This window comes from Staphylococcus sp. GDX8P114P-2 (genome assembly GCF_017892945.1).
GTDB classification, from domain to species: Bacteria; Bacillota; Bacilli; order Staphylococcales; family Staphylococcaceae; genus Staphylococcus; species Staphylococcus arlettae.
The window spans coordinates 1-25006 of sequence record NZ_JAESMB010000030.1; the positions used below are offsets into that span (position 1 = coordinate 1).

A 25006-nucleotide genomic window follows, 5' to 3' on the forward strand; every position below is an offset into this window, starting at 1 on the left:
GAGAGGTCTCTTTTTTTATGTTGAAAAATATACAAACTAGACCGTAAGGTCTTTATTATAAAAGTAGAAACGAGGCGAAGTGAAAGCGATTGAAGCTGACGAATGAAACTTGTGACGCAACGCGCTTACGAGAGGTAAGCAAGTCAGGACAAAAGGTATACAATTGCTGGAGCAATTGCATAAGTAGTACTAGTGCATTTCATGCAAAGTACTACTTTATATGAAAAAGAAAATGGTACTACTATTTTGAATAATAGTAGTACCATTTTCTTCTATGTTTATCAAAGATATTTATTTTGAAATTTTTAATGTTATATCAGTAAGGAATATAACATTTTATTTTCATTAATATAAATATTTGATGGATCAAATTCTGTTACATTTTCTTTTAATTGTTCTAGATCACTATGATGATATAATTGAATACCGATAATAACTGTTCCTGTATTTTGTGATGATTTTTTCAAATACTCAAATTTTGTAATATCATCTTTTGGTCCTAAAACATCATTTACAAATTCACGTAATGCTCCTGGGCGTTGTGGGAAGTTTAGGATAAAGTAATGTTTCATTTCTTCGAACAGTAAAGAACGTTCTTCAATTTCTTTCATTCTATTAATATCATTATTACCGCCACTTACGATGCAAACGACATTTTTTCCTTTAATGTGTGATTTATATTGTTCTAATGCTGTGACACTAAGGGCACCAGCAGGTTCAGCAATAATTGCTTGTTTGGAATACATATCTAAAATAGTTGAACATACTGCACCTTCATGTACTTGGACGTAATCGTCGACTACATTTTTAGAAATGTCATATGTGATTTCACCGACACGAGCGACTGATGCACCATCAACAAACTTGTCAATTTCAGGTAATGTAACAATTTGGTTTTCTAATACTACTGAAGCATACATACTACTGGCACCAGCAGGTTCTACACCTACAATAGAAGTATTAGGTGAGTGATCTTTAAAATATGTGCCTACACCTGAAATTAAACCGCCACCACCAATTGCAGCAAATAAATAATCAAATTCGACATCATCTTGTTGTGCTTGATTGATAATCTCTTTTGCCAAAGTGCCTTGACCGGCAATTGTGTAAATATTATTAAAAGGATCAATAAAATTCATTTTGTTGTCTTGAGTATAAGTTAAAGCTTCTTTAAGACAATCATCAAATGTATCACCAGTTAATACGACTTCAACATTTGAAGCACCAAAAAATTTAACTTGGTTAATTTTTTGAAGTGGTGTTGTGACTGGCATAAAGATAACTGCTTTAAGATTTAATTTACTCGCGGTATAGGCAACGCCTTGTGCATGGTTACCAGCACTAGCACAAGTTATACCGTTTTGTCGTTCTTGATCACTTAACGCAGCAATTGCATTATATGCGCCTCGCAATTTAAATGAACGTACCCACTGCAAATCTTCACGTTTTAAATAAACGTTACAATCATATTTAAGAGATAAATAATGATCTTTTTGAAGAGGGGTTTCTTTAGCGATATCTTTCAATTGTAAAAATGCTTCATCTATATCCTTTGATGACACTGTAGTTTTTACTGTCATAATTTTCACACCTTTGATTTAAAATTAGTAGCTGCTTAATAAGCTTTTGATTCTTCATATGATTTGATTTGTTGCTCATATTGCAATGTTACTGCAATGTCATCTAATCCTTTAACCAATTTGTTTTTCCATGTTGAATCAATGTCAAAGTGGAAGGTTTGTTCTGGTGATGTAACTGTTTGGTTTGGTAAATCTATAGTAATTTCTTGGAATTGAGCTAAATGTTTACGTGCTGCTTCATCTAACGTAATAGGGAGCATACCATTTTTTGTACAATTCATATAGAAAATATCACTATAACTTCCTGCAATAATAATATCAAAGCCATAATCTTTTATAGCCCACGCTGCATGCTCTCTACTAGAGCCACAACCAAAGTTATCTCCAGTAATCAGAATGGAAGCGTCACGATATTCTGGTTTATTGGGGTTAAAATCTGGATTGTCTGAACCATCTTCTAAATAACGCCATTCATCGAAAGCAAACGGACCAAATCCCGTTTTGGAAATACGTTTCAAATGAACTTTTGGAATGATTTGATCTGTATCTATATTATCGTGAAAGAGTGGTACAATTTTACCACTATATGTTGTAATTGGTTTTACTTCCATCTTAAACAACCACCTTTCTTACATCTACAAATCTACCATTAATTGCTGCCGCTGCGGCCATTGCTGGTGATACTAAATGTGTACGTGCACCTTTACCTTGGCGACCTTCAAAATTTCTATTACTTGTAGAAGCACAATGAACACCATTAGGAACTTGGTCAGGATTCATGCCTAAGCACATTGAACAACCTGGCTCTCTCCAATCAAAACCAGCCTCTTTAAAGATTTGATCAATGCCTAATTTTTCAGCTTCATTTTTTACAGAACGTGAACCTGGAACAACAATTGCTGTAATTTTAGGATGTACTTTATTGCCTTTCACGATTTGACTTGCTTCAATTAAATCGGAAAGTCTGGCATTGGTACATGAGCCTAAAAAGACATAGCCTAAGTCAATATCTTCAGCTTTTTGGCCGGGTTTAAGTCCCATATAGTTATAGGCACGTTCATCATTAACATCAGTTATTTCAGGGAATGGTGTGTTAAAATTGACACCCATTTCAGGACTTGTACCCCAAGTAACTTGTGGCTCTAAGTCAGAAACATTTAATTCAATGACTTTATCAAATTCAGCATCTTCATCAGTATAAAGTTCACGCCATGCATCTATATCATACTGATAATTCGTTGCGTAAGGGCGTCCTTTAACATATTCAAATGTTGTGTCATCTGGTTGCATCATGCCGTATTTTGCACCGGCTTCTATAGCCATATTACAAATAGTCATACGTGCTTCCATTGAGAGTGCGCGAATGGCTTCACCTGTAAATTCTAAAGCGTAACCTGTACCAAAATCTACACCATGTTGATTAATTAGATGTAGAATAATATCTTTAGCATAGACACCAGGAGGCAAAGTACCATTTACATCAATTTTTAAATTTTTCGGTTTTGTTTGCCACAAACTTTGAGTTGCAAAGACATGTTCAACCTCACTTGTACCAATACCGAATGCAATGGCACCAAAAGCGCCGTGAGTGGCAGTGTGGGAGTCGCCACACACAATTGTTTTTCCTGGTTGAGTTAATCCTGTTTCTGGTCCTACCATATGCACTATACCTTGTTCATCTGAACCCATATCAAAGATGTGAACACCAAATTCTTTAGCATTCTTTTGCAATGTAGTTATTTGTTTATTCGCAATCTCATCTTTAATATTAAAAATATCAATTGTAGGTACGTTATGATCCAAAGTAGCATATGTTAAATCAGGGCGACGTAGTGTTCTATTTTGTAGCCTCAAACCTTCAAATGCTTGAGGAGATGTAACTTCGTGAATAAGATGCAAATCAATATATAATAATTGAGGTTCACCTTCTTTACCCGTTAACACATGTTTATTCCATACTTTATCAAAAAGTGTTTTACCCATACGACATCTCCTCCTTTAAAGATTTTCTTTTACAAAATTAAATATGTCAGAAGTAGTATACTGACCTCCAAGGTCTGTTGTTGTTTTACCAGTTTTAATCAAAGTATAAATGATATTTTCTAAGTGTGTTGCTGCATCATCTTGGTTTAAACTTTCACGTAAACACATAGCCACTGAAAGTAACATACCGAATGGATTGGCTTTATCTTGACCTGCAATATCAGGTGCTGAACCATGGATAGGTTCATAAAGACGTGTGCCTTGTTCACTAAAACTAGCTGATGGTGATAATCCTAAAGATCCAGGAATAACAGATGCTTCATCACTTAAAATATCACCAAATAAGTTTTCAGTAACGATGACATCGAATTGTGACGGATTTACTATTAGGTGCATAGCGCAAGCATCAACGAGTAAATGGTTTACTTCAACATCAGGATAGTCTGCTGCTACTTTATTAACGACTTGGCGCCATAATTTACTAGATGATAAAACATTTTCTTTATCGACTGAAGTTAACTTTTTGTTTCTTTTTTGAGCTAACTCAAAACCAACACGAGCGATACGTTCAATTTCGGCTTTAGTGTATGTTAGTGAATCGACGGCTTGATTGTTATCCCAATGTTTAGGTTCGCCAAAATAAATACCGCCAGTTAATTCACGCACAATTACAAAGTCTGTACCTGCTACTTTACTTTCTTTAAGTGGTGATAAATGGCTAGTCCCACTTGTCACTGTAGTAGGGCGAATATTAGCAAATAAGCCTAATGCTTTACGGATACCTAATAAACCTTGTTCAGGTCTATTAGCTGGATCTGTCCACTTAGGACCACCAACTGCACCTAATAATACAGCATCAGCTTGTTGGCACGCAGATAATGTATTATCTGGAAGGGGTGTACCATGATTATCGATAGCAATTCCACCAAAGTCATGACTTTCAAGTTCATAACTAAAATTAAATTGTTGACTTAACTGTGATAAGATTTCTAATGAACCTGACATAATTTCTGGACCAATACCATCACCAGGCAATGCTATGATTTTATAACTCATGAATGAATACCTTCTTCCTTAGAAATATCTGCAATATATTTGGCTTGTGCTTCGACGTATGATTTACATGACGCTAATAAAATATCATGATCGATACCAACGCCAGATACAATTTGATTACCGATTTTTAATTGTACATGTACTTCAGCTTGAGCATCAGAACCTTCAGTAACTGAATCAATAGAATAATCTAGTAGTTCAGTTTCTCTGTCGAAGATGCGATCAACGGCATTATAAACAGCTAAGATAGAACCTGTACCGATACTTGAATCTTGGTAAATATTGCCATCTTTATCTTTAATGACGACGACGGCGCTTTGTAAACCATTAGAAACAAATTGTAGTTGTAATGTTTCTACTTGATAAATAGCACTTTGTTCATGTGATGTACCTTGAATTAAAGCGTGAATATCTCTGTCAGTTACTGCTTTCTTTTTATCAGCGATTTCTTTAAATTGCTTAAATAATACTTTTTGTTCATCTACATCGATATCGTAGCCAAGGTTTACAAGTTTTTCAGCAAATGCATGTTTACCAGATAATTTACCTAGTGGTAATTCAGTTGTTTTAACACCAACGAGTTGTGGTGTCATAATTTCATATGTTTCAGGGTTTTTTAACACGCCATCTTGATGGATACCTGATTCGTGACTAAACGCATTTTGACCAACAATTGCTTTATTTTTTGGAACTCTAATACCAGCATAACGAGAAATCAAATCGGAAGTTTGTTTGGTCTCTGCTAAATTAATTTTGGATTGATTGTTATAATGATCTTGGCGAACGTAAAGGCCAAGAGCAACTTCTTCAAGAGCTGTATTACCTGCACGTTCTCCAATACCATTAATAGTACCTTCGATACGCTTGGCGCCATTTTCAATTGCAGCCATACTGTTGGCAACGGCTAATCCTAAATCATCATGACAATGTGCACTGTAAATGACTTCATGATCTGTTTTAATTGTTTCAAGAAGTGTTTTGAAAATTTTTCCATATTCTGATGGATAGCTAAAACCTACAGTATCAGGAATGTTAATAACACTAGCACCGGCATCTACAGCTGTTTGAACACAATCAATTAAAAATGGTAATTCTGTTCGTGTTGCATCTTCTGGTGAAAATTGAACTACATCGAAAAAGTCTTTGGCATATGCAACATGCTCTTTAATTGAAGCTAATACTTCATCTTGTGTCATTTTTAATTTTGATTCTAAATGTATTTGACTTGTTGCAACAAATACATGAATACGTGGTAACGCAGCTTTTTTGGTTGCTTCATATACAGCATCAATATCTGATTTTACACAACGCGCTAAACCACATACAGCAGTAGTTGATAATGCTTCAGATATTGCTTCAACTGATTGAAAACTACCTGTGCTTGAGGCAGGGAACCCTGCTTCAATTATATCGACTCCCCATTTTTCTAATTGCTTTGCTATCTTTAACCTCTCATCGAATGAAAAACTAACCCCCGGCGTTTGTTCTCCATCTCTAAGTGTAGTATCAAAAATTTGAATATGGTTACTCATTTTCAACATCTCCTAACAATATACTATCCCGTTAATCTAACTAATTCGTAACATCTGAGATAAGAATTGATATCTCAGATGCTATGAAGTTAATTAGTCATTTATTTTTGAATGCTTTTAGATTTAATGAAAGGCATCATTTCACGTAAATCTTTACCAACTTTTTCAATTTGATGACCGTGTTGTTCTTCTCTTAATTTATGGAATTCATTAAAGTTATTTTCGTTATCTTTGATGAAGCGGTCACTGAAGTTTCCTGCTTGGATATCAGTTAATACTGCTTTCATATTATCTTTAACATCTGGTGTAATAACACGTGGTCCAGATACGTAATCTCCAAATTCAGCTGTATTGGAAATTGAATAACGCATGTTTTCCATACCACCTTCATACATTAAATCAACGATTAATTTCATTTCATGTAATACTTCGAAATAAGCAATTTCAGGTTGATAACCAGCTTCTACTAATGTTTCGAAACCTGATTGAATTAATTTAGTTACACCACCACATAGTACAGCTTGTTCACCAAATAAATCAGTTTCAGTTTCTTCTTTAAATGTAGTTTCTAATACACCCGCACGTGTAGCGCCAATTCCTTTAGCATAACTTAAAGCAATATCTTTAGCTTCACCACTAGCATCTTGTTCGATACCGATTAGGGCAGGGACTGCACTGCCTTCAGCAAATGTACGTCGTACTAAATGACCAGGACCTTTAGGTGCAACTAAAAATACGTCAACATCTGCAGGTGGTTGAATTACGTTAAAATGAATATTGAAGCCATGTGCAAATACTAGTGCATTATTTGGTTCCAAGTTAGGTGCGATTTCTTCCTCATAGACTTTACCTTGAATTTCATCAGGTAATAAAATCATAATGACTTCAGCTTGTTTTGCTGCTTCAGCTACAGGAAATACTTCAAAACCATCATCTTTCGCTTTATTAAATGAGTTACCTGGGCGAATTCCAATGATCACGTCATAACCATTATCTTTTAAATTTTGTGCATGTGCATGACCTTGTGAACCGTAGCCGATAACTGCAATTCTTTTACCTTGTAGTGCATCTTTTGTTACTGATTGATCATAATAAACTGTTGTCATAATAAAATCCTCCATGTGTAATTAAAATAAATTCGAAATTTTCCGAAAATTAAATGATTCCTGCTGAACCTGTTCTTGCAATCTGTTCAATACTATATGATGATAGATCATCTAATAAATTGTCCATCGTATATTGAGGACCTGAAGCTTGAAGGTAAGTATAATCCGCTTCTTGCTTCAATATAGATACTAGCGCATCATATGGTTGAATTACTTTGTATAATTCTGACTGATCAGAAGGGGTTTGTAACTTTACTAATACTAACTCTCTATTGTAGGTGTTAGTATCTGTAATGTCTTCCACACTAATGATGTTAATTTGTTTTTCGAGTTGTGTTAGTAAGTTTCTTAAAACGTCTCTGTCTGGCACTTCTGCTACAAATGTAATATCTGATATACCTTCTTGTAAGGTTGGTGTTGCAGATAGGTTGACGATATTGAATTGACGTCTTACAAAAATACTAGTTAAGCGGTTTAATGTACCAGCTTTGTCTCTTACTCTTGTGCGAAATGTTCTTCTCATTCTAAGCCCTCCATTTCATGATTCGGTTTACCAGAAGGAACCATTGGTGTTACAGGTTCAATAGGTGAAATTCTAACTTCAATTAATGCTGGACCTTCATGTGCAAAGGCTTCATCTAATTGAGATTCCAATTTTGTAGGATCATCTATCATAAACCCTTTAACATTATAGGCTTCAGCCATTTTTATAAAGTCAGGTTGGCCATTAAATACCGAATGAGAAAAACGTTTATTAAAGAACTTATCTTGCCATTGTTTAACCATACCTAAAGTCCCGTTATTGATAATAACAATTTTTATATCTAGACCATATTCTTCAAGAATGGCCATTTCTTGATTTGTCATTTGGAATCCACCATCGCCCACAAAAGCTACTACTGGTTTTTGTGGTTCAGCTAACTTAGCCCCGATAGCAGCTGGAATGCCAAAGCCCATCGTACCTAAGCCACCACTCGTTACCAATTGGCCATGTGTTTTAAATGGATAATATTGAGCAACCCACATTTGATGTTGACCAACATCTGTAGTTACTATGGCATCACCATTTGTGATCTCACCGATATACTGAATTGTACGTTGTGGCTTAGAGAAATTATCTTGATCATTTTTATAGCTGAAAGGATATTGAGCCTTATTATTAGAACATGTAGTAAGCCACTTATCATGTTTAATTGAATAACTCTCAAATGCAAGTAAAGCTTCGATTGTTGCTTTACAATCAGCAACAATACCTAAGTCTGTTTTAATGATTTTATTGATCTCTGATGGATCAATATCGATATGCACGATTTTGGCATTAGGTGCGAATTCATCTGGCTTACTTGCGAGTCGGTCGTCAAAACGACTACCGAAGTTTATCAATAAATCACATTCTGTTAATGCTATATTACTGGCGTATGAGCCATGCATGCCTCCCATACCTAAAAATAGGGGGTGTTCATATGGTATTGAACCAAGACCTAATAATGTTGTTACGACTGGTAACTGATGTCGGTTAACAAATTCTGTGAATACGTCATTAGCTTGTGCATGATTAATACCAGCACCACCTAAAACTAGTGGTTTTTTAGCTGTTTTAAGGTAATCACGTAATTTTTGAATTTCATCAAATTTAGGTTCATTAGCTACCTTATAACCTGGCAAGTCTAAGTTTTCGCTGACTTGAGCATTAGTAGAAAGGATACCCATATCTTTAGGGAAGTCTATAACAACTGGTCCTTTTCTACCTGTATTAGCAATATGGAATGCTTCATGAATAATGGTAGGAATATCATTAACATTTTTTACTTGATAGTTATGTTTAGTTATAGGTGTAGTCATAGATAATAAATCTGCTTCTTGGAATGCATCTTTACCAATACCAGCTGTTGCTACTTGTCCAGTAAAGACTACTAATGGTAATGAGTCACTGTAAGCATCAGCTATACCAGTAATTGCATTAGTTGCTCCAGGTCCACTTGTTACTACTACTACGCCAGTTTTACCGGACACACGAGCATAACCTTCAGCTGCATGTGTTGCACCTTGCTCATGTCGTGCCAAAATATGTTGGATTTTTCCATCATAAAATGTGTCGTATAAAGGTAGAACGGCACCACCTGGATAACCAAAGATAAAATCTACATCTTCATGTACAAGTGAGTCAACTAACAGTTCAGAACCTGTTTTCATTTCATCAAGTGTTTCTGTTTCCAGTTCTGTTTGTTCATATTCTTCATTGGGTTCATATTGTTCTATTGCTTCAGGTTGGTCTTTATACATCGTTTCAACATTTTTAGCCATTTTCATCCACTCCTTAAATGAGATTTTCGGGCACTTGCATTACGCCACCTGTATTTGCACTAGTTACTAAAGCTGTATATCGTGCTAAATAACCTGTTTTTACTTTTGCTTTGAATTGTGGGACATCTTGCTTACGTGCTTCTAAAATTTCTGTTGAGACATCGACGTCTAATGTTCTTTCGGTTAAATCGATAACGATGTCGTCGCCATCTCTAATTAACCCAATAGGTCCACCTGAAGCTGCTTCTGGTGAAATATGACCAACAGCAATGCCTCGTGTTGCACCTGAAAAGCGACCATCTGTAATTAGTGCTACATCTTTACCTAAGCCACGACCTACTATAGAAGAGGTTGGTGCTAACATTTCTGGCATTCCTGGACCGCCTTTTGGACCTTCATATCTTATAACTACGACATGACCTTCGCGAACTGTGTGGTTATCAATAGCTTCTACAGCTTCGTCATGTGAATTGAAACAAATCGCTTTCCCTTTAAATACTTTAATAGAAGGGTCGACGCCACCAACTTTGATGACTGCTCCATTTGGTGCTAAGTTACCGTAAAGTATTGATAAACCACCTTGTTTATCATAAGGATTGTCTAAGCGTCTAATAACATCAGCGTTTGTTATTTCTTTTCCTTCATTATTTTCACGTAATGTCTGACCAGTTACGGTAATACGATCTGGATGTAATGTACCTTCTTTTTTAAATAATTCATTGATGATGGCTGGAACGCCACCAGCTTCGTGTACATCATGCATTGAATAAGATGAGCTTGGTGCGATTTTAGATAAATAAGGTGTTTGTTTTGCTATTTCATTAATACGTGTTAAATCGTAATCAATACCTGCTTCATTAGCAATTGCTAATGTGTGAAGTACAGTGTTTGTTGAACCACCCATTGCCATATCTAAGGCGAAAGCATCATCAATTGCTTCTTTAGTAACAATGTCACGAGGTTTAATATCATTTTTTATATTGTCTACAAGTTTAAATGCTGCTTCTCTAATCATTTCTCTACGTTGATCACTTACTGCTAATGCAGTTCCGTTATATGGGAGAGCTAAACCGAGAACTTCCATTAAGCAATTCATCGAATTTGCTGTAAACATGCCGGAACAAGATCCGCATGTAGGACAAGCATTTTGTTCCATATCTAAAAACTCATCCTTTGTAATTGAACCATCTTTAAATGCGCCAACCGCTTCAAACATTGATGATAATGTAAGAGCTTTACCTTGTGATGATAAACCTGCTTTCATAGGTCCACCTGAACAAAATACAGCTGGTACATTCGTTCTAACTGATGCGAGTAACATACCAGGCGTGATTTTGTCACAGTTTGGTATGTAAAAGACGCCGTCAAACCAATGTGCATTTATGACTGTTTCTGCAGCATCAGCAATGACTTCACGTGATGGTAGGGAATATCTCATTCCAATATGTCCCATAGCAATACCATCATCGACACCGATTGTATTAAATTCAAATGGTATAGCACCGGCTTCTCTAATGGCTTCTTTGGCTATGTCGCCAAGTTCTCTAAGGTGTACATGCCCTGGAACAATATCGATATATGAATTACAAATCGCCACGAAAGGCTTGTTCATATCTGTTGGTTGTTGTAAAGCACCTGTTGCATGTAAAAGACTTCGTGCTGGAGCTTGGTGATCTCCTTTTTTAATCATGTCACTTCTCATTGTGAATTCCCCCATAAAATTGAAAATAAAAAAGCGTCCCAATAAATTATTGGGACGCTTTCAAGTCCCATTCAACTAGAAATAGGACTTAAACTTTTAGTAAATTGATACTAAAGCTCCAGTCCTATAAGCATAATAAAATGACTAAAATATTTGAAGTTGTTGGTTTATTTACTGTTGTATTATAGGTCATCTTATTATGCTCCTTTCCGTTTGAATGGTTAATATATTAGTTGTTTGAATTATCTAAAAATTTGATAAATTAAATTTACTACATCGCCGGAATGATGTCAATGATTATTTTGAATTTTCTTTCAATTCTTACAATTATCTTTTTTAATTAAACGGTTTACATTAAAGTAAAAGTAGTAAAAATTTGTTAGAATATAAGAGTTAATTATCAAAATAGCAAATATAAGATATGATACAGCTAAACATGTATTTTATATTCTGACAAATAGTAGGTGTAAGTGAATGATTAAAATAACAAATTTGGAAGCAATGGAAGCTTTTGGTAATGCTGTAGCTAAACATCTCATTGCAGGAGATGTTGTATTGTTAAATGGCGATTTAGGAGCAGGGAAAACTACTTTGAGTCAATTTATTGGTAGGGCATTAGGCGTTAAACGCACTATTAATTCACCGACTTTTAATATTATCAAGTCGTACAAAGGCAAGGACTTAAACTTTCATCATATGGATTGTTATAGACTAGAAAACGCTGAAGAAGACTTAGGTTTCGATGAGTATTTTGAAGATGAAGCAGTAATACTAATTGAGTGGAGCCAGTTTATAAAGCCGTATTTACCTGAACAACATTTAACAATCAATATAGATGTAGACAATGAATATGAACGTACAATTCAACTCGTTGGTACAGGAAAACATTATATTCAAATTAAGGAGGAGGTAGAACATGAATTATCTGTTGATTGATACTTCAAATCAACCACTTTCTGTAGCGGTTATGCAAGATGATCAAGTATTAAGTGAACTTAATTCTAATGAAAAAAAGAATCATTCGGTGCAATTAATGCCAGCTATTATCAAAGTATTACAAAGTGCACATGTAGATAAAAAAGACTTAGATGCTATTGTCGTCGCTGAAGGTCCAGGTTCATATACTGGATTACGTATAGGTGTTACAGTAGCTAAAACATTAGCTTATGCCTTAAATATAAAGCTCTATGGAGTATCATCTCTAAAAGCTTTAGCCGCAACAGTTTCAAAGACAAATCAATTGATAGTTCCTATTTTTGATGCTCGACGCGAAGCAGTTTATGCTGGAGTATACTATTATGATGATAATCAGTTACATTGTGCTATGAATGATCAATATATAACGATTGAAGCGTTATTAAACCATTTACATGATCTGCAGCAATCATATATTTTTGTCGGAGAAGATAGCGAAAAATTACAAGATTTACTAGATGCAGAATTTATCGCGAATTTACCGCAAGCTAAAACAATGTATTCATTAATAGATACCGTACCTAATGATGTATATACATTTAAACCTAATTACTTAAAAATATCAGAGGCTGAACGTAATTGGCTAAACCAACAAAACAAGAATTAACAATCAGACCTATGGTCAAAGCTGACGTACCTCAAGTGTTCGATATTGAACGACATAGTTTTAATGATAGCTCATGGACGATTGATGCTTTTTATCATGAACTTGAAGCAAATGAATTCGCTCATTATTTTGTAATTGAATACAACCAACATATATTAGGTTATGTTGGAAGTTGGATTGTGATAGATCAAGCACAAATTACAACAATTGCCATAACAAGTGACTATCGTGGTTATGGGTTTGGACAATTGTTATTAAATTATGTCATTCAATTTTCACGCAACAAATGTGACACATTGAGTTTAGAAGTCAGGGTCGAAAATGCAGTGGCACAGCATGTTTATCAAAAATTAGGTTTTCAGTACGGTGGCAAGCGGAAAAATTATTATGGTGAAGGTGAGGATGCATTAGTCATGTGGGTGAATTTAAATGAATAATGAAACGTTAATATTAGCAGTAGAATCTAGTTGTGACGAAACAAGTATTAGCGTCATTCAAAATGGTACTACTATTTTAAGTAATATTGTATTGAGTCAAATAGACAGTCATAAACGATTTGGTGGGGTTGTTCCAGAAGTTGCTAGCAGGCATCATGTAGAAGGAATAACTACTACTATTGATGAAGCATTGAAGGACGCTGATGTAACAATGGAAGATATTCATGCAGTTGCTGTGACACAAGGACCTGGCTTGATAGGCGCATTACTTGTAGGTATCAATGCGGCAAAAGCGTTAGCATTTGCATATGACAAACCATTGATACCAGTGCATCATATTGCAGGACATATTTATGCCAATCATCTTGAAGAACCATTACAATTTCCTTTAATCGCACTTATTGTATCAGGTGGCCACACAGAATTAATATATATGAAAGACCATTTGAATTTTGAAATTATTGGAGAAACACGTGATGATGCAGTAGGTGAAGCCTATGATAAAGTAGCACGAACGATAGGTTTAAGTTATCCAGGCGGCCCGCAAGTTGATAAATTGGCTGCAACAGGTAACGATACGTATGATTTTCCACGCGTATGGTTAGATAAAGAAAGTTATGATTTTAGCTTTAGTGGTTTGAAGAGTGCAGTGATTAATAAGTTGCATAATCAACGTCAAAAACAACAAGAAATTAATATTGCCGATGTTGCTACAAGTTTTCAAAATAGTGTTGTAGAAGTATTAGTAGGTAAAGCACTTCAAGCATGTGCAGATTATAATGTCTCGGATTTAATTGTCGCAGGAGGCGTTGCCAGTAATAAAGGTCTCAGAACTGCGTTGACTGAGCAATGTGAACAACAAGACATTAAATTATCTATTCCAAGCGTCAAGCTATGTACAGATAATGCCGCAATGATAGGTGCGGCTGGCCATTATTTATATCTTGAAAATAAATATGCTGATATGACACTTAATGGTAATAGTAGTTTAGATATCGAAATGTTTTCAATAGAATAGCGTCAACAAACCTTGTAATGTCATTGATATATGACTTACAAGGTTTTTTATAAATGAATAGATAAAATTTGGGTATTTATAGTACTAGATATACTACTAATAATATAAGGGGAAATGTAAAATGAAAACAATACAATATTTTAATTTTAAAAATAGTTTAGCAGCATTGAACTTTTATGAGCAACATTTAGGCGCGGCAAATATTCATCGTGTAGGTGGCGATGATGAAATGTTTAAAGATATGCCAGAAGAATATCAAGTTGATGGAGATTTTACTATGCATGCAACTTTTGAAATCTTAGGACAAACATTTTATTGCAGTGATACTTGGAAGAATAAAAAAATTGATAACAGTGGTGCGATAGTAACATTTACCTTTGACTATAATAATGAAGATGAACGTCAACAAGCAGTAACATTTTTCGAAAATGCAATTAACGGTGGTTGCGTGGCTACAATGGAATTGGGACAAACAGAGTGGTCACCACTATATGGGATGTTTAATGATCCATTTGGTGTCACTTGGATGATTAGTGCAGAAGAATAATAAATTAAAAGAACCGCTTCTGATCTTTATTTTATCAGAAACGGTTCTTTTAATTTGGGGTTGTTAGCGATGCTCAACGTTGTTTTTAGCGCGTTCATAAATTGGAGTAGGGAAGTCGGTGATACGTAAAAGTTCTATCGCGTTACGAGTATTAGCTTTACCTGACTTAATAATAAAATCAAAGTGTATTTCATTATCACTAATAGTTTCGTTAAAATGATAATTTTTATAATCGGGTTGTAATAATGACGCTAATTCAATATCATGTGTTGCTGCCATTATCCGAGTATTAGGTTGTTGATTTAAATAACGTAATACTGATTCCGAAGCGGCAATACGTTCAGAAGTATTTGTACCTTTGAAAATTTCATCAATAAAATAATATCGATAATTGTTATTTTGACCATTAAAAAGACGACGAATTGCTTTTAATTCAGTCATAAAATAACTTTCTCCAGAAATAACGTCATCTTGGTTAGCCATTGAAGTAAATACCGAACCAGGTTTGTACTTAAATTTATTAGCTGTAACGGTTTGCACTGTTTGAGCAAGTATTAAATTTAATGCAATTGCCTTCATATAGGTTGATTTGCCAGAAGCATTGGAACCTGTTAATAGCATTTGAAAATCAATCGTTAACGTATTAGGTACGGCATTGGTCAGTAATGGATGGGTTACATCTTTAGACTCGATCATAAAGTTATCAGTAATTTCAGGTGTTGCATAATAATCTAATGTCTCACGCCACAATGCGACTGAATAATGATTATCTAAAGTTGCAATATAGTCATAGCAAGCTAAAACTTCAGCTTCATATCGTTTATAACTATGTTGAATTAAGTGGAAAATATGATAATCCACCATAAAGGCGAGTTTAAATAATAACATAATAGAAAATGCGTCATTATTAGAATTTGCACGGCCTAACAACCAACTAAGCTTACGTGATGCTGTAAAATGTTTGAAGTTAACATCGAGAGGTGGCAAGCCTTCTAATTTATGTAGTTTATAGGCTTTTTGAATTACCGATGCTGTATAATACATAGAATTTAAATTTTGTTCGAATGTTTTGCGTAATGAACCACTTAATACAAAATTGAGTACAATAAACATCAATGTAACAATCGTGCCAATTTTAAAATCAATAAAGAGTAATAACAAACCAACAAAGGGTAGATAAGTACAATACATAAAGACAGTTTGACGTTTAACCGGCGCTAATTGGTCTGGGTAAATAGGATAGATTGACTTTCCAATTAAAGCAAGATGGTAACTTACAGTTTCTCTAATATATGAATTGGACTTAAACAATTGGATTAATGACTCATTATCAACAGTTGTCATATTTCTTAATGTACTATACAACCGCATTTCGCCAATAGCAGTAAAATTAAAATTCATACGTTTAAATAATTTAGGTAGATCTAAATCGAACCATGTTTTATCATCGATAATCCTATCTTGAAGCTGTGATGTTTGGTACGTTTCAAAGTAATATGCATATCGATGATATGGACGAATAAATGTTTCTAAAGATTTTTGTAATTTCCATAATAGTGAGATTTGTTGTTTCAGCTTATATCTGTAAATGATATCACTCATAATAATAACGATAATACTAAAACAAACAACCGCTAAAGCGGCCCATAAAAATGATGGCATAAAGAAACTCCTCCAGCGTTATGATAATGCATTAATTGAAGTTTATCATAGTGAATTTAGGTATGCATTGACCGTTTTTGTCAATAGAGAACGTGCGTACTTATCAACAATTAGTGTATAAGTTGTGTATAACTAGTGGTTAAAGCTGTGCATTGTTAAAAAATGTATGGGATGATCCTAAGTAGAATTTACATTTTACTTGTGGATAACTAGGATAACTCTGTGGATAGCTTTTGTTATAAGGTTTTAAATGTGAATAAAAAAATAGAGGAAGTAATGTGGATTACTTCCTCAGAAAATAAAACTATATAGAAACAAATCACTTTTCTTGTAATTCTTCCCATAACTCTAAAGCCTGTTCTAATTGCTGTTCGGTTTGTTGTTTTTCAATTGCAAGAGCATTTGCTTTTTCAGGATCGCTATATACTTCTGGTTGTGTTAACTGTACATCAATGTCGTCAATTTGCTCCTCATAGGTTTCAATATCTTGTTCGCATTGTTCAATTTGACGTGTGATTTGACGTTGTAACTTTTTTTGTTCTTTTTGTGACGTATAGTTATTTGTTGTAGTATCGTGTTGTTCAGTAGCACTGTCATTGGTTGCTTGATGTTGTGCTAAAGCTTGTTGTTCTTCAACTTTATCTAAAAAGTATTGATAGTCACCTAAATACAATTGCCCACCTGATTCATCAATATTCAAAACTTTATTGGCAAGTTGATTGATGAAATAACGGTCATGTGAAACAAAGAGTATAGTGCCTTGGAATTGACTTAAGGCTTGTTCTAACATTTCTTTTGAATCTATATCTAAGTGGTTAGTAGGTTCGTCGAGTATTAAAACATTGTTTCTTTCTAACATTAGAAGAGCAAGTTGAAGACGCGCTTTTTCTCCACCAGATAAATCATTAATGATTTTTTTGACATCTTCTTGTACGAATAAAAATCGCCCAAGCACTGCTCGTATATCTTTTTCATTCATAGAAGGATATTGATCCCACACGTAGTCGAGAATAGTAGCAGTTGATTTGAATTCAGCTTGCTTTTGATCATAGTAACCTATTTTAAGGTTTGCACCAGTTGTTATCTTTCCTCCTAATGCAGGTTGTCGTTCGGCAATCGTTTTAATTAATGTTGATTTACCGATACCATTAGGACCAATAATTGCTACATGGTCTCCTTTAGTTACTTCCAAATCAATAGGTTGCGTAATGGGTTGTTCATAGCCAATGGTTAAATGCTTAATATGGAAAACATCATTGCCTGTATTACGGTCAAAATCAAATTGAATGTTAGCACTACGTGCATCAAGTAAGGGTTTATCAATACGTTCGATTTTTTCTAACATTTTACGACGACTTTTGGCCATTCCTGAAGTAGAGGCACGAGCAATATTTTTATCTACAAAAGTTTCGAGCTTTTTAATTTCAGCTTGTTGATTTTCATACTCTTGCATGCGTTTTTCATAATATTTATCACGTTGAGTGATAAATTGACCATAATTTCCGACGTAATGTTGCACGTCGCCTAACGCTACATCGTATATTTGTGTTACGATTTTATCTAAAAAGTAACGATCGTGACTAATTATAATGATGGCGCCTTTAAAATAATTCAAATAACTTTCTAGCCATTGTGTTGTTTCCATATCTAGATGGTTAGTAGGCTCATCAAGTAATAATAAATCAGGATCTTCAAGAAGCATTTGAGCTAAAGAAAGACGTGTTTTTTGACCACCACTAAAATCATTGATAGGACGATTAAAATCCTCATCAGTAAAATGTAAACCATGTAGCACTGTTTTGATTTTACTTTCATATTGATAACCTTCTAATTGTTCAAATCTATTTGATAAATTTTCATATTTTTCAATATGTGCTTTATAGTCATCACTCTCATATTCAGTTGCATGTTGTGCCAACCAATGCGTTTCTTGTTGCATTTGTTGTTCAATTTCCATTACCTGTTTAAATGGTTTTGACATTTCCTCAAAAACTGTCTCATTTGTGTCTAGTGTCATTTGTTGTGTCAAATAGCCTAGTTTTAAATTTTTGATTTTGGAAATATGTCCAGAATCATAACCATCAACACCAGCAATTATTTTCATTAATGTAGATTTTCCCGCACCATTTCGTCCAACAATACCAATACGTTCACCTGTTTTTACTTCGAAATTTACATCATTGAAAATATCTTTTCCATCGAATGATTTTGACACATTGTTTAATTGTAATAATATCATTTGATTCGCACCTCTCTAATACTTTATATTCTACCGTATAACGGCTATTGAGAAAACAAGGATTGTTTATTTTTAAATATTTATCATGTATAATATTGTAGTAATTGTACATACAAAATTAAGGATATAATCCAAGTATTATTAGGGGGACAAGGTTTTGGCTAATCATAGCGATAGAATTCCTCGAGCGACGTTAAAACGTTTACCGTTATACTATAGATTTGTTAATACATTAAAGTCAAAAGGTATAGACAGGGTGAACTCTAAAACAATTAGCGAAGGATTAAATATCGATTCAGCGACGATTCGTAGAGACTTTTCGTATTTTGGAGAATTGGGTAAAAAAGGATATGGTTATAATATAGACAGCCTGTTGCATTTCTTTAAAAATGAGATAAGTAAAAATAATGAAATTAAAATTGCCATTGTAGGTGTAGGTAATTTAGGTAAAGCGTTATTGACGTATAATTTTTCTATACATGATGAAATGACCATAACAGAAGCTTTTGATATTCGTGATGAAATAGTGGGTCAACAAGTAGGTAATATTGTTGTTAAACATTTTGATGAGATGCAAGAGACATTACAAAATGAAGCTATCGATGTAGTGATTTTAACGACACCTGAAACAGTAGCCCAACGAGTCGCTGATCAACTTGTAGAAGCAGGTGTTAAAGGTATTTTAAACTTCACGCCAAATCGCGTTAGCACTCCGAATGATGTGCAAGTTCATCATATTGATTTAGGTATTGAACTACAATCATTACTATTCTTTATGAAAAATTATGGTAATAAATAACTGTTTTAAGAGGCTGGGACAATATTGATTGTCCTAGTCTCTTTTCATTTTGGTAGTAGCTGACTGCATTGAAAATGCGCTTTAAATCAAGCTTTTTTCAACGCTAGTCATCCTTGCCGGGGTGGGACGACGAAATCATTTTTTCAAAATCGGATTTCTGTCCCACTCCCTTTATATTTTAGAGTTACAAAATTATTACAATTTGCGCAAACTATTGAAATTTATAGTGAAATTTTATATTATTAATCTTATTGACTTAATCGGAAAAGAGGAGATAAAGTGATTTGGTTAATTGTTAGTGGACTAATAGTAGGAGCATTATTAGGATTTGTAATGCAAAGAACACGCTTTTGTCTAGCCGGTGGCTTTAGAGATATGTATATACAAAAAAGTAATAAGATGTTTTATGCATTACTAATTGCTATTTCAATACAAAGTATTGGGCTACTTATTTTGACATCTACAGGAGTAGTCCAAATACCTGAATCAAGTTATCCAATTATAGGAACAATTATTGGTTCATTTATATTTGGAATTGGCATGGTATTGTCAGGTGGCTGTGCTACAGGTACTTGGTATCGTGCAGGTGAAGGATTGATAGGCAGTTGGATTGCCTTAGCATTATACGCTGTAACGGCAGCAGTAACTAAATTTGGTTTGTTATTACCTGTAATGAATGGCATTAACAAACCAACTACGGTTAGTACAAGTATGTCTCAAACAACAGGTATTCCAACTTGGGTTTGGGTAGTTTTATTAGTTGCAATTACTATCTTTTTTGTAGTGAAAACATTGCGTAAACCTAAATCAAAAGTAGCAGTACCAAAATTAAAACAAAAATTTACAGGTGTACGTTACTATCTATTTGAAAAGAAATACCATCCATTTATTGCAGCAATTGTTGTCGGATTGATTGCATTGCTAGCATGGCCTGTCAGTGAATCTACAGGACGTATGTATGGTTTAGGTATAACAACACCATCAGCTAACATTGTGCAATTTTTTATGACTGGTGATGTAAACCTGTTAGACTGGGGAGTGTTCCTAGTATTAGGTATTTTCTTTGGTTCGTATATCGCAGCTAAAGGTTCAAGAGAGTTTAAATGGAGACTACCAGATAAAAAAACCATTAGAAATAGTGTCATTGGGGGCGCTTGTATGGGATTTGGTGCGTCAGTAGCCGGTGGCTGTTCAATAGGGAATGGCTTAGTAGAAACTGCGACTATGTCATGGAAGGGCTGGATAGCACTAGCTTCTATGATTTTAGGTGCATGGTTTATGAGTTATTTCATCTTTATCAGACCAATGAAAAAAGCACAGCGAGCAACAACACAAAGTAATGCTCAAGTAACGACTCAAACTCAAACAACATAATTATTAAGGAGGATTGTTTTATGGTACATGAACTTGGAACAGTAGGAATGGTTTGTCCATTTCCATTAATTGAAGCTCAAAAGAAAATGGAAACATTAACAACTGGTGATGAATTGAAAATTGATTTTGATTGTACACAAGCAACAGAAGCATTGCCAAACTGGGCTGCTGAACAAGGTTATCCAGTAACAAACTATGAACAATTAGATGATGCTTCTTGGACAATTACAGTTCAAAAAGCATAATAATATAAGAGACTAGGACAAAATTGATTCGTCCTAGTCTCTTTTCATATTGGCAGTAGCTGACTGCATTGAAAATGCGCTTCAAATCAAGCTTTTTTCAAAATCGGATTTCTGTCCCACTCTCTTTTTATTGGCATTAGTGCATTGCTAGCTTGAAGCAATTATATTTAAAATAGTTCTCCAAGGTAATGAAGTTGAAGAGAGTCTACATAAATACTTTAAAGGTTCTGTTCTATTTATAAATCGATGTATTTTTATATTTTAAGCGATTACAATATGATAAAATATAGTTTAAAGTGCAAATACAGTACATAAATGAAAGTGAGTAAATATGAAGAACATAGCAGATATTGCAAAAATTGCAGGTGTATCTAAAAGTACAGTATCTAGATATTTAAACAATGGTTCTGTGAGTAGAAAAACTAAAGAGAAATTAGATGCTATTATTCGACAATATGATTATCAACCCAATCAATTTGCTCAAAGTTTAAGAGCACATAAAACAAACATGATAGGTGCTATTATACCGAGAATGAATTCATATGCAGTAGATGAGACCATTAAAGGTGTGAAAAATTTATGTGATAGTTTGAATTATAGATTATTACTTAATTATACTAATTTAGATCCAGCATTAGAAATCGATGCATTAGAAACATTTTATCGCAGTAAGGTTGATGGCATTATCTTTATGGCTACTGATTTAACCGATAAACATTTAGAGGTCATTAATAAAATTAATGTCCCTGTCGTTATTGTAGGCCAACATTTTGAATCATTCCATTGCATTGTACACGATGATTACCATGCAGGATATCTTGTTGGTGATTTAATTGGTCAACGAGGTTATCGTCACATTAAGTATTTTAGTGTTACTGAACACGATACTGCTGTGGGAATAAAAAGAAAAAATGGATTAATTGATGGTTTGAAGCAATACCATGTAACGCCTGATGTTACAACGACATCATTTAATTTTAATGAAGCCATGATTGACGTGCAATCTGAATTACATAAAGATCATTCTTACGATGTTATTATTGGCGCCACAGATGCTATTGGCCTTGCAGTTCATAAATTTTGCACTGAACATCAATTATCATTTGATCAGCGTATGATAGTTGGTTTTGGGGGCGATCCAATGACCCAATTAGTATCACCGGTGATTAATACTGTAATTTATCATTTTGAAGCCGCTGGTGAAGTAGCGATGTCTCAATTAGATAAACTCATAAAACAACAATCAGTTGAAGAAAAAATTCTTATAGATGTAGAACTTAGTTTTAAATAAAGTTATTAAATGGAACCGGTACCACAAAATGTGAAAAACATGCTAAAATGAATATGTATTAAGATGAGGAGGAATATTAACAATGAGTGAGTGGAGTCGAGAAGACCGTTATCAGCGATATGAAGATGTTTCACATGAAGAATTACATCAATTACAAGAGCAAGTCAGTGCTTCTAAATATAGACAAATATTCCATATTCAACCCCAAACAGGTTTATTGAATGATCCCAATGGTTTAATTTACTTTAATGGGATGTACTACTTATCTCATCAATGGTTTCCATTAGGTGCTGTACATGGATTAAAATATTGGTTCAACTTTACAAGTAAAGATTTAGTACATTTTGAACCTCAAGGTCCGATATTAAAACCAGATACTATCGCGGATAGCCATGGTGTGTATAGTGGTAGTGCCTTTGAATACAACCAACAACTTTATTACATGTATACCGGAAACCATCGTGATGATGAGTGGAATCGTCATTCAAGCCAAATGATTGCCAAAATGAATGAAGATGGGACTATAACAAAATTTCCAAAACCAGTTATAAGTCAGCCACCACAGGGTTATACTCAACACTTCAGAGATCCTAAAGTCTTTAAACACAATGAAAGTTATTATGCGATTATAGGTGCACAAAATGAAGTATTAAATGGTAGAGCATTAATCTATAAATCTAATGATATCGTCAATTGGGAACTTTTAGGTGACTTAACTACACAATTAACTGAGTTTGGTTATATGTGGGAATGTCCCGACTATTTTAATTTAGACGGTTTTGACATGTTACTTTTTTGCCCACAAGGTATTGAAGCACAAGGAGAAAAATTTAACAACATCTATCAATCAGGCTATATAATGGGTCAATTAGATTTGACTACTATGACGATGAATCATGGTGATTTTATTGAATTAGATCACGGATTTGATTTTTATGCACCACAAACATTTATAGATGAACACGGTCAACGTATTTTAATAGGTTGGATGGGCTTACCAGAGATCAATTATCCAACTGATGAAGACGGTTGGGCACATTGTTTTACACTACCTCGTGAATTGACAATTGAACAAGGTGAACTTAAGCAACGACCAATTAAAGCTTTACAGCAATTAAGATTTAATAAAGAAACGGCATTAGGTTATGCCAACAAATTCACAAGACAATTGCAACCATATGATGGGACTCAATACGAGTTAATAATTGATATTTTAGAAAATGAAGCAACAGAAATATATTTTGAATTACGCAAAAACAAAAATTGTAGTACTTTAATCAGTTATAATACGAAAACGCACAAACTTACTTTAGATCGTACTGACAGTGGTTTATTACCAGAGCCAGTTATGGGTACTACGCGCAGTACTACGTTAGATACGCCTTTGCGTCAACTACAAATTTTTGTAGATACTTCTAGTATTGAAATTTTTTGTAATGATGGTGAACGAGTATTAACATCACGTATATTTCCAACAGAACAAGCAGATGGTATTAAGGTATCAACAGAATCGGGTCAAGTTTATCTGCAACTTACAAAATATGATTTGAAAGTAGGGGAACAATGAGAAAATTATATGCTATTGGAGAAGCGTTAATCGACTTTATACCGGGCACAACAGATACAAAATTAAAAGATGTTGAAACCTTTTCACGTCAAGTGGGAGGTGCACCTTGTAATGTTGCAAGTACAGTACAGAAGTTGGGCGGACATGCTGAAATGGTAACACAATTAGGCGATGATGCTTTTGGTGATATTATTGTTGAAACATTAGATGATATAGGTGTAGGCACATCATTTATACGACGTACAGATGAAGCGAATACAGCATTAGCATTTGTGAGCTTAACTCAAGACGGAGAAAGAGAATTTTCTTTTTATCGTAAATCTTCAGCAGATATGTTATACAAATCTGAATATTTAACAGATCTTACAGTAACTGAGGAAGATATATTACATTTTTGCTCTGTTGATTTAGTACAAAGTGATATGAAAATCGCACATGAAACATTGATTAACCAATTTCATCAAGCAGGGGGGACAATAGTTTTTGACCCTAATGTTCGCTTGCCATTGTGGGATAGTGCAGAAGAATGTCAACAAGCTATTCGTCAATTTATACCACGTGCACACATTGTAAAAATTTCAGATGAAGAGTTAACTTTTATTACGGGATATACTGATGAACAAGCTGCACTTAAGTGGCTATTTCAAGGTAATGTAGAAGCGGTTATCTATACTAAAGGTGCAGCTGGTTCTGAAATACATTTAAAAGATGGTTCAGTACAAAGTCATGAAGGATTTGAAGTCACACCAATTGATACAACAGGTGCAGGAGATGCATTTATTGGTGCAGCAATTAGTAAGTTATTAACATATGATGCTAAAAATCTAGCAGATGCTTTACAACAACATGGAGCGAGTATTTTGAAATTCAGTAATTTTGTGGCAGCACAAGTAACTACTAAATATGGTGCTATTGAGAGTATTCCAACTTTAACAGAAGTGGAAAAAGGACTTCAATAGTTGTTATTGGCAATCTAATCAAC

At 34.3% G+C, this 25006-nt stretch carries 22 protein-coding genes; 11 read left to right on the forward strand and 11 right to left on the reverse strand.

Annotated elements, in window-relative coordinates:
- Positions 1-311 precede the first annotated feature (311 nt).
- From ilvA to ilvD, 9 genes are all read right to left on the reverse strand, one after another.
- A complete protein-coding gene (ilvA, locus tag KA845_RS12520) occupies positions 312-1580 on the reverse strand; it encodes a threonine ammonia-lyase IlvA (protein WP_002509093.1) in 1269 nt (422 codons plus the stop codon).
- A 35-nt stretch (positions 1581-1615) separates the two neighbouring features.
- Positions 1616-2191 carry a 3-isopropylmalate dehydratase small subunit gene (gene leuD, locus KA845_RS12525; RefSeq protein ID WP_002509094.1) on the reverse strand — a complete coding sequence of 192 codons (576 nt, stop codon included), beginning with the start codon at positions 2189-2191 and terminating at the stop codon, positions 1616-1618.
- Position 2192: 1 nt separating this feature from the next.
- Entirely contained in the window at positions 2193-3563 is a 1371-nt protein-coding gene (gene leuC, locus KA845_RS12530) for a 3-isopropylmalate dehydratase large subunit (RefSeq protein WP_107376916.1), read from the reverse strand.
- 15 nt (positions 3564-3578) lie between these two features.
- Positions 3579-4619 carry a 3-isopropylmalate dehydrogenase gene (leuB, locus tag KA845_RS12535; protein ID WP_107373907.1) on the reverse strand — a complete coding sequence of 347 codons (1041 nt, stop codon included), beginning with the start codon at positions 4617-4619 and terminating at the stop codon, positions 3579-3581.
- Positions 4616-6151: a 2-isopropylmalate synthase gene (locus KA845_RS12540; RefSeq protein ID WP_002509097.1), complete on the reverse strand. Its 1536-nt coding sequence runs from the start codon at positions 6149-6151 to the stop codon at positions 4616-4618. Before KA845_RS12540 ends, leuB begins: the two co-directional genes overlap by 4 nt.
- A 101-nt stretch (positions 6152-6252) precedes the next feature.
- A complete protein-coding gene (ilvC, locus tag KA845_RS12545; RefSeq protein ID WP_002509098.1) occupies positions 6253-7257 on the reverse strand; it encodes a ketol-acid reductoisomerase in 1005 nt (334 codons plus the stop codon).
- Positions 7258-7306: 49 nt separating this feature from the next.
- Positions 7307-7780: an acetolactate synthase small subunit gene (ilvN, locus tag KA845_RS12550; RefSeq protein ID WP_002509099.1), complete on the reverse strand. Its 474-nt coding sequence runs from the start codon at positions 7778-7780 to the stop codon at positions 7307-7309.
- Positions 7777-9540, reverse strand: coding sequence for a biosynthetic-type acetolactate synthase large subunit (gene ilvB, locus KA845_RS12555; RefSeq protein WP_210124287.1), 1764 nt, complete (start codon positions 9538-9540; stop codon positions 7777-7779). Before ilvB ends, ilvN begins: the two co-directional genes overlap by 4 nt.
- 34 nt (positions 9541-9574) lie before the next feature.
- Complete coding sequence (gene ilvD / locus KA845_RS12560) at positions 9575-11263, reverse strand: dihydroxy-acid dehydratase (RefSeq protein ID WP_002509101.1); 1689 nt, start codon at positions 11261-11263, stop codon at positions 9575-9577.
- A gap of 474 nt (positions 11264-11737) precedes the next feature.
- On the opposite strand from ilvD, the gene tsaE reads away from it, so the two are divergent.
- The 5 genes from tsaE to KA845_RS12585 all read left to right on the forward strand — a co-directional run bounded on the left by tsaE (position 11738) and on the right by KA845_RS12585 (position 14847).
- Complete coding sequence (gene tsaE, locus KA845_RS12565) at positions 11738-12199, forward strand: tRNA (adenosine(37)-N6)-threonylcarbamoyltransferase complex ATPase subunit type 1 TsaE (RefSeq protein WP_002509102.1); 462 nt, start codon at positions 11738-11740, stop codon at positions 12197-12199.
- The gene (gene tsaB, locus KA845_RS12570; RefSeq protein ID WP_021459242.1) at positions 12180-12845 is read left to right on the forward strand and encodes a tRNA (adenosine(37)-N6)-threonylcarbamoyltransferase complex dimerization subunit type 1 TsaB; all 666 of its coding nucleotides are present in this window, start codon (positions 12180-12182) and stop codon (positions 12843-12845) included. Before tsaE ends, tsaB begins: the two co-directional genes overlap by 20 nt.
- On the forward strand, positions 12818-13282 hold the full coding sequence (gene rimI, locus KA845_RS12575; RefSeq protein ID WP_002509104.1) for a ribosomal protein S18-alanine N-acetyltransferase: 465 nt from the start codon (positions 12818-12820) through the stop codon (positions 13280-13282). The genes tsaB and rimI overlap by 28 nt, the downstream gene beginning before the upstream one ends.
- On the forward strand, positions 13275-14300 hold the full coding sequence (gene tsaD, locus KA845_RS12580; protein WP_021459243.1) for a tRNA (adenosine(37)-N6)-threonylcarbamoyltransferase complex transferase subunit TsaD: 1026 nt from the start codon (positions 13275-13277) through the stop codon (positions 14298-14300). Before rimI ends, tsaD begins: the two co-directional genes overlap by 8 nt.
- A gap of 121 nt (positions 14301-14421) precedes the next feature.
- Positions 14422-14847, forward strand: coding sequence for a VOC family protein (locus tag KA845_RS12585; RefSeq protein ID WP_002509106.1), 426 nt, complete (start codon positions 14422-14424; stop codon positions 14845-14847).
- Positions 14848-14910: 63 nt separating this feature from the next.
- On the opposite strand, the gene KA845_RS12590 is transcribed toward KA845_RS12585, so the two are convergent.
- Both KA845_RS12590 and KA845_RS12595 read right to left on the reverse strand, forming a co-directional pair.
- Entirely contained in the window at positions 14911-16509 is a 1599-nt protein-coding gene (locus tag KA845_RS12590; protein WP_002509107.1) for a MutS-related protein, read from the reverse strand.
- A 319-nt stretch (positions 16510-16828) separates the two neighbouring features.
- On the reverse strand, positions 16829-18748 hold the full coding sequence (locus tag KA845_RS12595; protein WP_167868147.1) for an ABC-F family ATP-binding cassette domain-containing protein: 1920 nt from the start codon (positions 18746-18748) through the stop codon (positions 16829-16831).
- Between the two features lie 157 nt (positions 18749-18905).
- On the opposite strand from KA845_RS12595, the gene KA845_RS12600 reads away from it, so the two are divergent.
- From KA845_RS12600 to KA845_RS12625, 6 genes are all read left to right on the forward strand, one after another.
- Complete coding sequence (locus KA845_RS12600) at positions 18906-19547, forward strand: redox-sensing transcriptional repressor Rex (protein ID WP_021459247.1); 642 nt, start codon at positions 18906-18908, stop codon at positions 19545-19547.
- A 279-nt stretch (positions 19548-19826) separates the two neighbouring features.
- On the forward strand, positions 19827-20921 hold the full coding sequence (locus tag KA845_RS12605; protein WP_002509110.1) for a YeeE/YedE family protein: 1095 nt from the start codon (positions 19827-19829) through the stop codon (positions 20919-20921).
- Positions 20922-20941: 20 nt separating this feature from the next.
- The gene (locus KA845_RS12610; protein WP_002509111.1) at positions 20942-21166 is read left to right on the forward strand and encodes a sulfurtransferase TusA family protein; all 225 of its coding nucleotides are present in this window, start codon (positions 20942-20944) and stop codon (positions 21164-21166) included.
- A 331-nt stretch (positions 21167-21497) separates the two neighbouring features.
- Positions 21498-22457 carry a LacI family DNA-binding transcriptional regulator gene (locus KA845_RS12615; protein ID WP_103388377.1) on the forward strand — a complete coding sequence of 320 codons (960 nt, stop codon included), beginning with the start codon at positions 21498-21500 and terminating at the stop codon, positions 22455-22457.
- Between the two features lie 82 nt (positions 22458-22539).
- A complete protein-coding gene (locus KA845_RS12620) occupies positions 22540-24024 on the forward strand; it encodes a sucrose-6-phosphate hydrolase (RefSeq protein WP_002509113.1) in 1485 nt (494 codons plus the stop codon).
- Entirely contained in the window at positions 24021-24983 is a 963-nt protein-coding gene (locus tag KA845_RS12625) for a carbohydrate kinase family protein (RefSeq protein ID WP_167868146.1), read from the forward strand. Before KA845_RS12620 ends, KA845_RS12625 begins: the two co-directional genes overlap by 4 nt.
- Positions 24984-25006: the final 23 nt, after the last annotated feature.

Coding starts and splice junctions, on each gene's coding strand:
- ilvD (WP_002509101.1), bottom strand. CDS start 11,263: ATGAGAAGTGACATGATTAAAAAAGGAGATCACCAAGCTCCAGCACGA.
- tsaE (WP_002509102.1), top strand. CDS start 11,738: ATGATTAAAATAACAAATTTGGAAGCAATGGAAGCTTTTGGTAATGCT.
- tsaD (WP_021459243.1), top strand. CDS start 13,275: ATGAATAATGAAACGTTAATATTAGCAGTAGAATCTAGTTGTGACGAA.
- KA845_RS12585 (WP_002509106.1), top strand. CDS start 14,422: ATGAAAACAATACAATATTTTAATTTTAAAAATAGTTTAGCAGCATTG.
- ilvB (WP_210124287.1), bottom strand. CDS start 9,540: ATGTATAAAGACCAACCTGAAGCAATAGAACAATATGAACCCAATGAA.
- KA845_RS12610 (WP_002509111.1), top strand. CDS start 20,942: ATGGTACATGAACTTGGAACAGTAGGAATGGTTTGTCCATTTCCATTA.
- KA845_RS12540 (WP_002509097.1), bottom strand. CDS start 6,151: ATGAGTAACCATATTCAAATTTTTGATACTACACTTAGAGATGGAGAA.
- leuC (WP_107376916.1), bottom strand. CDS start 3,563: ATGGGTAAAACACTTTTTGATAAAGTATGGAATAAACATGTGTTAACG.
- tsaB (WP_021459242.1), top strand. CDS start 12,180: ATGAATTATCTGTTGATTGATACTTCAAATCAACCACTTTCTGTAGCG.
- leuD (WP_002509094.1), bottom strand. CDS start 2,191: ATGGAAGTAAAACCAATTACAACATATAGTGGTAAAATTGTACCACTC.
- leuB (WP_107373907.1), bottom strand. CDS start 4,619: ATGAGTTATAAAATCATAGCATTGCCTGGTGATGGTATTGGTCCAGAA.
- KA845_RS12595 (WP_167868147.1), bottom strand. CDS start 18,748: ATGATATTATTACAATTAAACAATGTGTCAAAATCATTCGATGGAAAA.
- ilvC (WP_002509098.1), bottom strand. CDS start 7,257: ATGACAACAGTTTATTATGATCAATCAGTAACAAAAGATGCACTACAA.
- KA845_RS12615 (WP_103388377.1), top strand. CDS start 21,498: ATGAAGAACATAGCAGATATTGCAAAAATTGCAGGTGTATCTAAAAGT.
- KA845_RS12625 (WP_167868146.1), top strand. CDS start 24,021: ATGAGAAAATTATATGCTATTGGAGAAGCGTTAATCGACTTTATACCG.
- KA845_RS12590 (WP_002509107.1), bottom strand. CDS start 16,509: ATGCCATCATTTTTATGGGCCGCTTTAGCGGTTGTTTGTTTTAGTATT.
- ilvA (WP_002509093.1), bottom strand. CDS start 1,580: ATGACAGTAAAAACTACAGTGTCATCAAAGGATATAGATGAAGCATTT.
- ilvN (WP_002509099.1), bottom strand. CDS start 7,780: ATGAGAAGAACATTTCGCACAAGAGTAAGAGACAAAGCTGGTACATTA.
- KA845_RS12620 (WP_002509113.1), top strand. CDS start 22,540: ATGAGTGAGTGGAGTCGAGAAGACCGTTATCAGCGATATGAAGATGTT.